This is a genomic window from Flavobacterium sp. (assembly GCF_044349645.1).
GTDB lineage: Bacteria > Bacteroidota > Bacteroidia > Flavobacteriales > Flavobacteriaceae > Flavobacterium.
Genome location: NZ_JBIKQP010000023.1, coordinates 1 through 13,677 on the forward strand (window position 1 = coordinate 1; position 13,677 = coordinate 13,677).

At 33.0% G+C, this 13,677-nt stretch carries 12 protein-coding genes; 6 read left to right on the forward strand and 6 right to left on the reverse strand.

The features are described from left to right. Window positions 1–64 precede the first annotated feature (64 nt). The 6 genes from AC9UFV_RS06175 to AC9UFV_RS06200 form a co-directional block, all read right to left on the reverse strand. Window positions 65–1,318 carry a CinA family nicotinamide mononucleotide deamidase-related protein gene (locus AC9UFV_RS06175; protein WP_509573908.1) on the reverse strand — a complete coding sequence of 418 codons (1,254 nt, stop codon included), beginning with the start codon at window positions 1,316–1,318 and terminating at the stop codon, window positions 65–67. A 24-nt stretch (window positions 1,319–1,342) separates the two neighbouring features. Further along, on the reverse strand, window positions 1,343–1,702 hold the full coding sequence (locus AC9UFV_RS06180; RefSeq protein ID WP_509573910.1) for an Hpt domain-containing protein: 360 nt from the start codon (window positions 1,700–1,702) through the stop codon (window positions 1,343–1,345). Then, entirely contained in the window at window positions 1,702–2,313 is a 612-nt protein-coding gene (locus AC9UFV_RS06185; RefSeq protein ID WP_509573912.1) for a fumarylacetoacetate hydrolase family protein, read from the reverse strand. Before AC9UFV_RS06185 ends, AC9UFV_RS06180 begins: the two co-directional genes overlap by 1 nt. A gap of 108 nt (window positions 2,314–2,421) precedes the next feature. Continuing rightward, complete coding sequence (locus tag AC9UFV_RS06190) at window positions 2,422–3,192, reverse strand: exonuclease domain-containing protein (protein WP_509573914.1); 771 nt, start codon at window positions 3,190–3,192, stop codon at window positions 2,422–2,424. 107 nt (window positions 3,193–3,299) lie between these two features. Then, window positions 3,300–4,595, reverse strand: a complete 1,296-nt coding sequence (locus tag AC9UFV_RS06195) for a dihydrolipoamide acetyltransferase family protein (protein WP_509573916.1) — start codon at window positions 4,593–4,595, stop codon at window positions 3,300–3,302. An 82-nt stretch (window positions 4,596–4,677) separates the two neighbouring features. After that, complete coding sequence (locus tag AC9UFV_RS06200) at window positions 4,678–5,838, reverse strand: glycosyltransferase family 2 protein (RefSeq protein WP_509573918.1); 1,161 nt, start codon at window positions 5,836–5,838, stop codon at window positions 4,678–4,680. 91 nt (window positions 5,839–5,929) lie between these two features. Between AC9UFV_RS06200 and AC9UFV_RS06205 the strand changes: the two genes are divergently transcribed. The 6 genes from AC9UFV_RS06205 to secA all read left to right on the forward strand — a co-directional run bounded on the left by AC9UFV_RS06205 (window position 5,930) and on the right by secA (window position 13,581). Continuing rightward, on the forward strand, window positions 5,930–7,792 hold the full coding sequence (locus AC9UFV_RS06205) for an ABC-F family ATP-binding cassette domain-containing protein (protein ID WP_509573970.1): 1,863 nt from the start codon (window positions 5,930–5,932) through the stop codon (window positions 7,790–7,792). Between the two features lie 116 nt (window positions 7,793–7,908). Then, entirely contained in the window at window positions 7,909–8,379 is a 471-nt protein-coding gene (locus AC9UFV_RS06210) for a hypothetical protein (RefSeq protein WP_509573920.1), read from the forward strand. Between the two features lie 112 nt (window positions 8,380–8,491). Next, a complete protein-coding gene (locus AC9UFV_RS06215) occupies window positions 8,492–9,184 on the forward strand; it encodes an ABC transporter ATP-binding protein (RefSeq protein ID WP_509520434.1) in 693 nt (230 codons plus the stop codon). Window positions 9,185–9,193: 9 nt separating this feature from the next. Beyond that, complete coding sequence (locus AC9UFV_RS06220; protein ID WP_509573922.1) at window positions 9,194–9,763, forward strand: cob(I)yrinic acid a,c-diamide adenosyltransferase; 570 nt, start codon at window positions 9,194–9,196, stop codon at window positions 9,761–9,763. Window positions 9,764–9,927: 164 nt separating this feature from the next. Further along, window positions 9,928–10,149, forward strand: coding sequence for a DUF2795 domain-containing protein (locus AC9UFV_RS06225; RefSeq protein WP_022828503.1), 222 nt, complete (start codon window positions 9,928–9,930; stop codon window positions 10,147–10,149). Between the two features lie 90 nt (window positions 10,150–10,239). After that, window positions 10,240–13,581, forward strand: coding sequence for a preprotein translocase subunit SecA (gene secA, locus AC9UFV_RS06230; protein ID WP_509573924.1), 3,342 nt, complete (start codon window positions 10,240–10,242; stop codon window positions 13,579–13,581). Window positions 13,582–13,677: the final 96 nt, after the last annotated feature.

The following is a 13,677-nucleotide window of genomic DNA, read 5'->3' on the forward strand; positions in this document are numbered from 1 at the left end:
TCTTTTATCGTTATTCAAAATCAGGGTGCAAAGAAACAAAAAATAAACCTATTATACAAAATTATTAAAGTACATTTTTTAAAATTTCTTTCTGAAGCATTTCAAAAGCCTTATTTACAGCCCTATCTATCACTTTTACACGCGGTTGACCAAAGTTAAATTCTTCAATAATTAGGTCATTTGGAGTAGCAATTGCTATAAAAACCGTCCCAATTTCCGAATTTCCATCTCCTTTAGATGGTCCAGCATTACCCGTAGTGGCAATCGCATAATCGGTATTCATCAACTTTTTGACAGCCAAAGCCATCTCTTTTGCCACTTCAAAGCTCACAACTGAATGCTCTTTAATTAATTCTGAAGAAATTCCAAGTACCGAAATTTTAGTTTCTGTCGCATAACTTACCACACTTCCCTTAAAATAATTCGATGCACCAGGTACTGATGTTATCACTTGAGCAATTTTTCCTCCAGTACAACTTTCTGCAGTCGCCAAAGTTGCGTTTTTACTCGTTAACAATCGCCCGAGCATCACTTCAATTGTCTCATCTTCTTCATAACCAACAATAATATCTCCTATTAATTGCGTTAACGAAAGTACATTTTCATTGATTTTTTGATCTAATAATTCTTTGTCAATTCCTCTGGCTGAAAGTCGTAATCTCACTCTTCCAGGACTCGGTAAATAAGCCAATTTAATAAATTCAGGTAAGTTATTTTCCCAATCTTCAATTCGTTCTGCTACCAAACTCTCCCCTTGACCGTAGGTAAGAATTGTTTTATGAATAATATATGGCCGCTTGTATTCTTTTACTATTTTTGGAATAATACTATTTTCAACTATATATTTCATTTCATAGGGAACTCCTGGCAAAGAAATATAAACAGTATTTTCTTTTTTCATCCACATTCCTGGTGCCGTTCCCACTGCATTGTGTAAAACAGTACATTTTGAAGGAACCAATGCTTGGTCTTTATTCATTTGAGAAGCAGGACGATTCATTGCCTTTTCAATCAATTCTATAACATGTTTTTCAACTTCGACATTTCTAATTAATTGATCTTCAAAATAGTCGCAAAAGGTATGTTTCGTAATATCGTCTTTAGTTGGTCCGAGGCCTCCAGTTATTAAAACCAAATCAACTTGATTTTGAAGCTTGGCAAACGTTTCTAAAATGTGATTTTTATTATCACTAATAGAGATCATTTCATGAATATCAACCCCGATTTTATCCAACGATTTTGCAATAAACCCTGAATTGGTATCAACTATTTGACCAATTAATATCTCGTCTCCAATGGTGATTATTGCTGCTTTCATAGTTGAAATAAATAAATTATTGGGTTAAATTTTAGCGTTTTTTAAGTTGAAATCTTTTTTAATTTCCTTAATGGCTTTTTCAATTCGCTCTGAAGCACTTTTGTAAAGTTCTACAACTTCCTTCTTTTTACCCAATGATTTTGCCCATAGCTCTATTAATATTACTTCCTCTAAAGCAATATTCAAACTCAATAAATCCAATGATGGTTTTATTTTATGAGCATATTCAAAACATTTTTGGTGGTTTTTCTCTTCAATGGCTACCTTAATATGATCCAAATCAATTGGCGTGTCCAATACGAATACTTTCACTATTTGGTGAACAAAATCAGGATCATTATCTGAAATTGCGTATACTTTTGCTAAATTGTAATGTAGTGCCATTATTTTACTTGAATTCGAAACAATTTATTTCCTTCTAAATATCCTTCTAAAACATCATCTGGACGAACAACAGCAACGCCTTCAGGGGTTCCTGTAAAAATGATATCGCCTATTTTTAGAGTGAAAAATTGTGATACATAGGCAATCAATTCGTCTATTTTCCACAACATAAAACTCGTATTCCCTTTTTGAACCGTAACTCCGTTATTGGTCATTTCAAAATTAAGATTATCCAACGATTTAAAGTCACTTTTAGAAACAAAATCACCGATAACCGCCGAACCGTCAAATGCCTTCGCCTTTTCCCAAGGAAGCCCTTTGTCTTTTAATTTTTGCTGCAAATCTCGAGCTGTAAAATCAATTCCAACGCTAATTTCATCATAGTATTTATGCGCAAATTTCGGCTCAATATATTTCCCAACTTTGCTAATCTTCACTATAACCTCTAATTCATGGTGAATATCTTCCGAAAATTCTGGAATCACAAACGGATGTTGTTTCAACAAAATCGCAGAATCGGGCTTCATAAAAACCACCGGCTCGTCAGGACGTTCATTGTTTAATTCTTCAATGTGCTTGGTATAATTTCTACCGATACAAATTATTTTCATTTTTTTTTGGAGCTTTTTCCCGCTATCCGTTTCAATCCTCGCAAAAAACCGAGGGATTTCCACTGCTATCGGGGCTATGGTATTTCGTTAAATTATTTTAAATCGTTTCTACTTTGTATTCAATTTTCTTAACTTAATGGCTGTCAATATTTTCTTAGTATATAAAGGAAAATCAGCGTTTTGAATCCAACTGTAATAACCTGGTTCTGCTTCCAAAACGGTATTTACTTTTGCTCCTTTGTGTTTTCCAAAGTTAAAAACCTCATCGCCATCAGCATCAAAAGCAATCATTCCAGCAAAATCAGCATTCTTTTTTCTGGTGGTAAACTCTGACAAGGCTTTCATGTCGTTTTCCAAATCGGAATAACGATCCAACTGGGCTTTCAAAATCTCGTATGTCGCCATTGTATCGGCTTCAGCTGAATGGGCGTTCACCAAATCTTCACCACAATAAAATTTTAAAGCCGCACTCAAAGTTCGTTCTTCCTTTTTATGAAATACCGTCTGAACATCTACTGAAACTCGTCCTTTCATATCAAAATCAACTCCAGCACGCAACAACTCTTCCGCCAATAACGGAATATCAAAACGATCTGAATTATAACCCGCTAAATCACTGTCTTTAATCATATTATAAATAACAGGAGCCAATTCTTTAAAGGTAGGTTCATTGACTACTTTTTCATTAGAAATTCCATGAACAGCCGTCGATTGAGGAGGAATGGGAACCGTCGGATTAACCAACCAAGTCTTACTTTCCTTATTGCCATTAGGAAAAACCTTAAAAATCGCAATTTCTACTATTCTATCTTTAGCCACATCAATACCGGTAGTTTCAAGATCAAAAAAGCAAATCGGTCGGGTTAATTTTAATTCCATTTTTTGTTGTTTAGAAAACAAATATACTTTTATAATACAATATAAAAAAACAAAACCCACCTGATTCAACAGATGGGTTTAAAAAATAATATTTATTTAAAGAATAATTAAAATTCTCTATTTATGTCAAATGCTTCAAGATAATCGGCCACTCGTTTTACAAAACTTCCTCCCAGAGCGCCGTCCACCACACGGTGATCATAACTGTGAGACAAAAACATTTTGTTACGGATTCCAATGAAATCTCCTTCCGGGGTTTCAATTACCGCTGGCACTTTACGAATAGCACCCAATGCCAAAATACCCACTTGCGGCTGATTGATAATAGGTGTTCCAAAAACACTTCCAAAAGTTCCTACATTTGTTACCGTATAAGTTCCACCTTGAGTATCGTCTGGTTTTAGTTTGCCTTCTTTAGCGCGATTTCCTAAATCGTTAACTGCTTTTGCCATTCCAACTAAATTCAGCTGGTCGGCATTTTTAATTACTGGGACAATCAAATTACCGTTTGGTAACGCCGCAGCCATTCCTAAATTGATGTTTTTCTTCTTGATTATATATTCGCCATCCACAGAAATATTCATTCCAGGGAAATCTTTTAACGCTTTTGCAACTGCTTCCATGAAAATTGGAGTAAAAGTTAGCTTCTCTCCTTCTCTCTTTTCAAAAGCATTTTTGTTTTTCTCACGCCACTTCCAAATATTGGTTACATCCACTTCTATAAACGACTGCACGTGAGCAGACGTATTAATCGAAGCCATCATATATCCTGAAATCAGCTTTCGCATTCTATCCATTTCTACAATTTCATCCCCTCCATTTACAGAAACCGGAGCTGCTTTTGCTGGTTGGAAACTAGTTGTTGGTGTTGAAACTGGTGCAGTAACATTTGTTTTACGGCTTTCCACAAATTTCAAAATATCTTCTTTAGTAACTCGTCCCTCTTTTCCAGATCCATTTATAGCTTCCAATTCTGCTAATGATATTCCCTCTTGCTTGGCAATATTTTTAACTAAAGGAGAAAAGAATTTGTCTGAACTTGAGAAATTAACAGGCTCAGAAACTGTAGCAACAGCTTTCTCGATAATTTCTTCAACAGCAACAACGCTTTCTGGAGCAACTTCTGGCGTTGAAACAACTTGAGTTGTCTCTTGAGCTTGAGCTTCAGTTTCAATAATTGCAATAGTTTGTCCTACTTTAACAATGTCGTTTACATTAAAAATTATTTCAGATAAAACACCAGAAATTTCAGAAGGTATTTCACTATCCACCTTGTCGGTAGCAATTTCTAATACTGCTTCATCGATTTCTATTTTATCTCCAACTTTTTTTAACCAATTGGTAATCGTAGCTTCAGCAACGCTTTCTCCCATTTTTGGTAATTTCAATTCAAACTTTGCCATATTCTTAAACTAAAGTTGTTTTTGTGTATTCGTTTTGCAAAATTACTAAATAATATGAATAATTACTGCGCAATATGAAATATTAATCAATTTTAATAACTATTCCTCTTTCATTACTATTGTTGCTTCCTATCATAAATAAAGCGTTTTTAGGAATAATTTTAAAGGTAAAACCTTGATTTTTATGTGTTTCTAAAAATGAAATTATCGATTTAAATGAAAACGAGTTATTATCAATTAGAATCTCTGTTTGTTTTTTACAATTATTTATATGCGAAAATAAGTTATTTGAATCTAATTTAGTTTCCCAATTTAATTTTTTATTCAATTGTTTTTCCAATTTATTACTCAAATTTTCATCTTCCGAAATCAAAATATAATCATCAACCTCAATTGACTTAGTATTTCCCTGATATTTTTTAAATAAAGCAAAAAACAAAGTTCCTATATTCATAAAAAAATCAAATAAAGGAGAATTATTATAATGTTTTTTATAAAAAAACTGCATTGCTTCTCGGAATCGCTTCATATACAATCCGTCTTTTACCGTGCTTTCTCCTTTATAATGTATAACTGAAGTTTCATGGAAATAATAATTCGATTTTCCGCTTTTTAATGCCATAAAAGACAAATCAATATCGTCAGAATACATAAAACAATTTTCATCAAATCCTCCAATTTCATTATACAATTCAAGCTTCATTATCATAAAAGCACCAACAAGAATATCGACTTTTCCTGTTTCATTTTCAGACAAATGTTGCGCATAATAACGATTAAAAAGTTTCGAATTTGGGAATAATTTATAAAGACCAAATATTTTTGTTATCGCTACAAATGGTGTTGGAATGCCTCTTTTACTTTCTGGTAAAAAATTACCCGAACCATCTATTAATTTACAACCAACAATTCCCAGATTTTCTTGCTTTTCAGCAAATGCGAGAATCTTTTCGAAGGTATCCTCAGCTACTACAGTATCTGGATTTAAAATACAAATATAATCCCCTTTGGCCCGAGCCACACCAATATTATTCCCTTTTGGAAATCCTAAATTAGAATTGTTCTCAATGAGTTTAACATTTGGAAAACGAGATTTAATCATTTCGTAACTATCATCAGAAGAATGATTATCAATTACAATTATTTCACTTTCAATGTTTGAAAGCGCCTCTTGAACACTTGCAACACATTGTTCCAAAAAGAAGCGAACATTATAATTAAGTATGATTACTGATAATTGCATTTTTCAAAGATATATTTTAAGTTGTAAAGTTGCAAAGTTTCAAAGCAACAAGTTTCAATACAATAGCTTACTTTTGCAAAAAAATAGACTTGTGAATTATTTATCTGTTGAAAATATCTCTAAATCATTTGGAGAAAAAACACTTTTTGAAAACATATCTTTTGGTATCAATAAGGACCAAAAAATTGCCTTCATAGCCAAAAATGGTTCGGGAAAAACTACCATTATGAACATCATAAACGGTTTTGACGAACCAGATACTGGACAAGTGGTTTTGAGAAAAAGCATTAGAATGGCATTTTTATCTCAAGATAATAAATTGCAGGAAGAATTGACTATTGAAGAGAGCATTTTTGCTTCTGATAATGAGAGTTTAAAGGTGATAGAAGCTTATGAAAAAGCACTAGAAAATCCTGATGACCAAGATACCTATCAAAAAGCTTTTGATGCAATGGACCAACACAATGCTTGGGATTTTGAAACTCAATACAAACAAATTTTGTTCAAATTAAAGTTGGAAGACTTTAAATTGAAAGTTAAAAATCTATCAGGTGGACAGAAAAAAAGATTGTCATTAGCAATTATATTGATCAATCGACCTGATTTATTAATCTTGGACGAGCCAACGAATCACTTGGATCTAGAAATGATTGAATGGCTTGAAAGTTATTTTGCAAAAGAAAATATTACCTTGTTTATGGTTACCCACGATCGATTCTTTTTAGAGCGCGTTTGTAATGAAATCATAGAATTAGACAATGGAAAAATCTATCAGTACAAAGGAAATTACTCCTATTATTTAGAGAAAAAAGAAGAACGAATAGCTTCTGAAAATTCGAGTATTGATAAGGCGCAAAACTTATTTGTAAAGGAATTAGAATGGATGCGTCGCCAACCAAAAGCGAGAACAACGAAATCGAAATCTCGACAAGATGATTTTTATGTAATTAAGGAGAAAGCGCAAAGTCGAAGAAAGGAAAATGTAGTTGAATTAGAAATAAATATGGAACGGATGGGAAGCAAAATTATAGAGCTTCACAAGATTTCTAAGAAATTCAAGGACCATGTAATTTTAGATAATTTTGATTTTGATTTTCAACGTGGGGAACGCATTGGAATTATTGGTAAAAACGGAACTGGAAAATCGACTTTTTTGAATTTGCTTACGGGCACATTACCACTCGATAGTGGAAAAGTGGTTGTGGGAGACACTATAAAAATTGGTTATTATACCCAAAGTGGAATCAATCCTAAGCCGGCGCAACGTGTAATTGATGTTATTAAAGAATATGGCGAGTACATTCCGTTGACAAAAGGGAAAATTATTTCGGCATCTCAGTTGTTAGAACGATTTTTATTTGATAGCAAAAAACAATACGATTATATTGAGAAACTGAGTGGTGGCGAGTTGAAACGTTTGTATTTATGCACTGTTTTAATTCAGAATCCAAACTTTTTAATTCTTGATGAACCAACAAACGATTTGGATATTGTGACGTTGAATGTTTTAGAGAGTTTCCTTTTGGATTTCCCTGGTTGCTTGCTTGTGGTTTCACATGACCGTTACTTTATGGATAAAATTGTGGATCACTTATTTGTGTTTCGAGGTCAAGGTGAAATAGAGAATTTTCCAGGAAATTACTCTGATTTTAGAGCCTATGAAGACAGTGTAGACGTGGCACAAAAAGAAGATAATAAAGCAGAAAAGAAAGATTGGAAACAAAACAATCCAACAGGAAATTTAACATTTAATGAGCAAAAAGAGTTTCAGAAAATTGAGAGAGATATAAAAGATTTAGAAATAGAAAAAGCTAAAATTGAGCAATTATTCTCTGATGGAAAAATAGACACCAATGATATTGAGAAAAAGGCAAACGAATTGAAAAATATCATCAATAAAATAGAGTCAAAAGAGGAACGATGGTTTGAACTTTCAAGCAAAATGGAAGGATAATATTTTACTATTTCACGAAGAGAAAACACTAATTTTTTCTATGCTTTTTAATTATTTCTTTGTGTAATTTTGTCCAAACTTAGTACAACTTAGTGATACAAATTATAATATCATATTTGAAATTTCTCTGGAACTCCAAAAACGAACATGGGGTTCATTCTCCATTTGTATTTTTATTGGTTACCAAATGTTTTTATAACAAATCAAAATTAGCTCCTTACTTTCCAAATTTGGAAACAAAGACAAAAAAAGGTAAATTTTTAAATCGATTGTTTCATTATTTCCAATTTCAAGAAGGGATTTATATTTCGGAAAATAAAAAAATTGTACCCTCGAAAGTTGATTTTATTTATATAGATTTGACTAATTTAAATAATCAAATTACTGAATTAGAGTCAATTATTGCTTTAGCAAATAATGAAACTTGTATTATTTTCGAGAATCCACATAATTCTAAATCAACTGAAACACAATGGAAATCTGTTGTTGCTAGTTCTAATTTTAATGTTACAATTGACACCTATTCATTTGGTTTGGCATTTATTCGAAAAGAACAAGTAAAAGAACATTTCACCATTCGAGTATAATTTTCAAAAGTTAAAAAAAGTCTAGGAATTAGTAAATCCATAATTCCTTTTTGTACTTTTAATGCCTAAAATAAAATTACAAAAACTAACACCAATTGAATTCCAAATAAAAATGGCAAAACCACTAATTCAAATTACCAAAATAAAAAGAGATTTCGTTCTAGGGAATGAAATTGTTTACGTTCTAAAAGGAATTGATTTAGAAATAAATAAAGGAGAATATGTTGCATTAATGGGGCCTTCAGGTTCAGGAAAATCAACATTAATGAATTTATTGGGTTGTTTGGATACACCAACATCAGGAAGTTATATTTTGAACGGAAAAGATGTTAGTAAAATGCATGATGATGAACTAGCTGAAATTCGTAATAAAGAAATTGGTTTTGTGTTTCAGACATTCAATCTATTGCCAAGAACAACCGCATTAGACAATGTTGCTTTACCGATGGTTTATGCAGGATATTCAAAATCTGAGCGCATGATACGAGCCGAAGAAGTTCTGAAACAAGTTGGTTTAGCCGATAGAATGGACCACCAACCCAACCAACTTTCAGGAGGTCAACGCCAGCGTGTTGCGGTAGCTAGAGCTTTGGTTAACAAACCTTCAATTATTCTTGCAGATGAACCTACAGGAAATTTAGATAGTAAAACATCTGAAGAAATCATGAAATTATTTGGCGATATTCATAAATTAGGAAATACAGTAATTATAGTAACTCACGAGGAAGAAGTTGCAGCTTACGCTCACCGAGTGATCCGTTTACGTGATGGTTTAATTGAAAGTGACACCAATAATAAAAACTAAATCGGTAAAATGAAAATTTACACTAAAACAGGTGATACTGGAACAACTGCCCTTTTTGGAGGGACAAGAGTTCTAAAAGACCACATTAGAATAGAAAGCTACGGAACTGTCGACGAATTAAATTCTCATATCGGTTTACTTCGCGATCAAGAAATGGATTCCCATTACAAAGAAGTTTTGATTGAAGTTCAAGATCGATTATTTACTGTTGGAGCCATTTTAGCAACTCCACCTGAAAAAGCAGTTAAAAAAAATGGTGAATTAAGATTAAAAAATCTAGGAGTTGTTGAAAGTGATATTGAATTTTTAGAAAAAGAAATTGATACCATGGAAGAATTACTTCCGCAAATGACTCATTTTATTTTACCTGGCGGTCATACAACGGTGTCATATTGTCACATTGCAAGATGTGTTTGCCGACGTGCTGAACGATTAGCAGTTCATCTAGACCATAATGAGCCGGTAGATGAAAACGCAATTAAGTACTTAAACCGTCTTTCTGACTACCTTTTTGTGTTGGCACGGAAGTTGAGTTATGACCTCAAAGCAGCCGAAGTTAAATGGATTCCAAGAAAGTAATTTCTAGAAAAAATTCATTTAATTAAAATATTGATAACCAGTTATTTTATATCAATATTTAGTCGATAATTACAACGTTCTTAACTATTTTGTAAAATAAATGGAATTTTACTTGACTTTTTAAGTAAAAAAATTATTTTTGCATAAACTAAAAATAAGTAAAAATGTATTGGACATTAGAATTAGCATCTTATTTAAGTGATGCGCCGTGGCCTGCGACCAAAGACGAACTTATTGACTACGCTATTAGAGCTGGTGCGCCACTTGAAGTAGTGGAGAACCTACAATCTATAGAGGATGAAGGAGAGATTTATGAATCAATGGAAGAAATTTGGCCTGATTATCCAACGGACGAAGATTATCTTTGGAACGAGGATGAATATTAAAAAAATATTAAAACCAATAAAAAGTCTCCAACGAGGCTTTTTTTTTGGTTATTTTGCACACACAATATAAATTGAAATAGAAATCATATTATGAGTTTCATAAACAGCATATTAAAAGTCTTTGTTGGAGATAAATCGCAACAAGATGTAAAAGCTTTACAAGGAAATATAAATAAAATAAAATCGTTTGAAAGCGCTTTAGAATCATTATCTCATGATGAATTGAGAGCAAAAACAGCTTACTTTAAAGAGTTAATTAAACAAGCTCGAGCTGAAAAAGATGCAAAAATTGCTACTCTTAAAACTGAAGTAGAAACTATTGAAGATATTGACAAAAGAGAAGATTTGTATTTAGAAATCGATGCTTTAGAGAAAGAAGCTTACGAGATTTCTGAAAAAACTTTGAATGATATTCTTCCAGAAGCATTTGCTGTAGTTAAAGAAACTGCAAAACGATTTAAAGAAAATACTTCAATAAAAGTTACCGCTACTGCAAAAGACAGAGAACTTTCTGCTACAAAAACTTACATTACTTTAGAAGGAGAACAAGCCGTTTGGGCAAATTCTTGGAGTGCTGCTGGAAAGCAAATCACTTGGGATATGATCCACTATGATGTTCAATTAATAGGTGGAATGGTACTTCACGGTGGAAAAGTTGCTGAGATGCAAACGGGTGAAGGAAAAACATTGGTAGCAACCTTACCATTATACCTAAATGCCTTAACTGGAAACGGAGTGCATTTAGTAACAGTGAATGATTATTTGGCAAAAAGGGATAGTACTTGGAAAGCGCCACTTTTTGAATTCCACGGATTGACAGTCGATTGTATTGACAACCACCAACCGAATTCTGACGAAAGAAGAAAAGCCTACGAAGCAGATATTACTTATGGAACAAATAACGAATTTGGTTTCGATTATTTAAGAGATAATATGGCACATTCACCTGCAGAATTAGTACAAAGAAAACACAATTTTGCAATTGTAGACGAGGTCGATTCTGTATTAATTGATGATGCAAGAACGCCATTAATTATTTCAGGTCCAGTTCCTCAAGGAGATCGTCATGAGTTCAATGAATTGAAACCAAAAATTGAAAATTTAGTTAACTTACAAAGACAATTATCAAATGGTTTTTTAACCGAGGCGAAACGATTAATTAAGGAAGGAAACACTAAAGACGGTGGGTTTAATTTATTACGTGCTTATCGAAGTTTGCCTAAAAACAAAGCGTTAATTAAGTTTTTAAGTGAAGAAGGTGTAAAACAATTACTTCAAAAAACTGAAAATCAATATTTACAAGACAACAAAAGAGATATGCATCTTGTGGATGAGGCCTTGTATTTTGTAATTGAAGAAAAAAACAATCAAGTTGAATTATCTGACAATGGAATTCAATTTTTATCAAAAGATACCGATAGCAACTTCTTTATTCTTCCAGATATTGGAACTGAGATTGCAGCAATTGAGAGACAAAATTTAGATAAAGATGCTGAAGCTGAGGCTAAAGAGATGTTGTTTCAAGATTTTAGTATTAAAAGTGAAAGAATACACACATTAACTCAATTATTGAAAGCTTATTCTTTATTTGAAAAAGATATAGAATATGTAATCATGGACAATAAAATCATGATTGTAGATGAACAAACGGGTCGTATCATGGATGGACGTCGTTATTCTGACGGATTGCACCAAGCAATTGAAGCTAAAGAAAACGTAAAAATTGAAGCTGCTACTCAAACATTTGCAACCGTAACTTTACAAAATTACTTCAGAATGTACAGTAAGTTAGCTGGTATGACCGGAACTGCGGTGACTGAAGCAGGAGAACTTTGGGAAATTTACAAATTGGATGTAGTTGAAATTCCAACTAATCGACCAATGGCGAGACAAGATAGAGAAGATTTAATTTATAAAACTACTCGTGAAAAATTCAATGCTGTTATTGAAGATGTTACTGAATTATCAGCAGCTGGAAGACCAGTATTGATTGGAACAACATCGGTAGAGATTTCCGAATTATTGAGTAGAATGTTGAAAATGCGCGGAGTAAATCATAACGTATTGAATGCAAAAATGCACAAGCAAGAAGCTCAAATTGTTGAAGAAGCGGGAAAAGCTGGAGTAGTAACTATTGCTACGAACATGGCTGGTCGTGGAACGGATATTAAATTGTCTGCAGAGGTAAAAGCTGCTGGTGGATTAGCGATTATTGGTACAGAGCGTCACGATTCACGCCGTGTTGACCGTCAGTTGAGAGGTCGTGCTGGTCGTCAGGGGGATCCAGGAAGTTCACAATTTTATGTGTCACTTGAAGACAACTTAATGCGTTTGTTCGGTTCGGAGCGTGTTGCTAAAGTAATGGACAGAATGGGATTGAAAGAAGGCGAAGTTATTCAGCATTCTATGATGACCAAGTCTATTGAAAGAGCTCAGAAAAAAGTTGAAGAAAACAATTTTGGTGTTCGTAAGCGTTTATTAGAGTATGATGATGTAATGAATGCACAACGTGAAGTAGTTTACAAACGTCGTCGCCATGCATTATTTGGGGAGCGATTGAAATTGGATATTGCCAATATGATGTATGATACTTGCGAAATAATTGTGAATAACAATAAATTGTCAGGTGATTTTAAGAATTTTGAATTTGAATTAATTCGTTATTTCTCTATCACATCACCAGTTTCAGAAAGTGATTTCTTGAAAATGACTGAAGTTGAATTGACAGGAAAAACTTACAAAGCAACTTTAGCCTATTATACTGAAAAAACTCAAAGAAGCGCAAGAGAAGCTTACCCAATAATCAAAAATGTTTTTGAGGACAAAACAAATCATTTTGAACGAATTGTAATTCCATTTTCAGACGGAATAAAATCTTTGGAAGTAATTACTGATTTGAAACGTGCCTATGAAACTCAAGGAAAACAATTGGTAGCCGATTTTGAAAAAAATATCACGTTGGCTATTGTAGACGAAGCTTGGAAAAAGCACTTACGTAAAATGGACGAATTGAAACAATCGGTTCAGTTGGCGGTACATGAACAAAAAGATCCATTACTAATTTACAAATTTGAAGCGTATAATTTGTTCAGCAATATGATTAATGGGGTTAATAAAGATGTAATTTCTTTCTTATTTAAAGGGGATTTACCACAACAAAATGCACCTAGAATTCAGGAAGCTAAGGAAGTTCGTAAAAAAGAAAATTACAAAATTAGTAAAGAAGAAATTGTAAGTAGTGAGAGTGCAAATCGTGAAGCTGGAGAAACACAACAACGACAAGTAACTGAAACTATAGTTCGCGAAATGCCAAAAATCAACCGAAATGATACTGTAAAGATCCAAGAGGTTGCAACCGGTAAAGTCGAAGAAATGAAATTTAAAAAAGCGGAGAGTTTACTGGCTTCAGGCCAATGGGTTTTAGTTAATTAATTCAATTAATCGCTATAATAATTTAATGCTCCAACGGCTTAATACTGTTGGAGCATTTTTATATAAATAATAATCGATACCTTTACTTCTAAATAA

Excerpts from the sequence above, each read along its gene's own strand:
- AC9UFV_RS06175 (WP_509573908.1), bottom strand. The coding sequence starts at position 1,318 with ATGAAAGCAGCAATAATCACCATTGGAGACGAGATATTAATTGGTCAA.
- AC9UFV_RS06180 (WP_509573910.1), bottom strand. The coding sequence starts at position 1,702 with ATGGCACTACATTACAATTTAGCAAAAGTATACGCAATTTCAGATAAT.
- AC9UFV_RS06185 (WP_509573912.1), bottom strand. The coding sequence starts at position 2,313 with ATGAAAATAATTTGTATCGGTAGAAATTATACCAAGCACATTGAAGAA.
- AC9UFV_RS06190 (WP_509573914.1), bottom strand. The coding sequence starts at position 3,192 with ATGGAATTAAAATTAACCCGACCGATTTGCTTTTTTGATCTTGAAACT.
- AC9UFV_RS06195 (WP_509573916.1), bottom strand. The coding sequence starts at position 4,595 with ATGGCAAAGTTTGAATTGAAATTACCAAAAATGGGAGAAAGCGTTGCT.
- AC9UFV_RS06200 (WP_509573918.1), bottom strand. The coding sequence starts at position 5,838 with ATGCAATTATCAGTAATCATACTTAATTATAATGTTCGCTTCTTTTTG.
- AC9UFV_RS06215 (WP_509520434.1), top strand. The coding sequence starts at position 8,492 with ATGGCAAAACCACTAATTCAAATTACCAAAATAAAAAGAGATTTCGTT.
- AC9UFV_RS06220 (WP_509573922.1), top strand. The coding sequence starts at position 9,194 with ATGAAAATTTACACTAAAACAGGTGATACTGGAACAACTGCCCTTTTT.
- AC9UFV_RS06225 (WP_022828503.1), top strand. The coding sequence starts at position 9,928 with ATGTATTGGACATTAGAATTAGCATCTTATTTAAGTGATGCGCCGTGG.
- secA (WP_509573924.1), top strand. The coding sequence starts at position 10,240 with ATGAGTTTCATAAACAGCATATTAAAAGTCTTTGTTGGAGATAAATCG.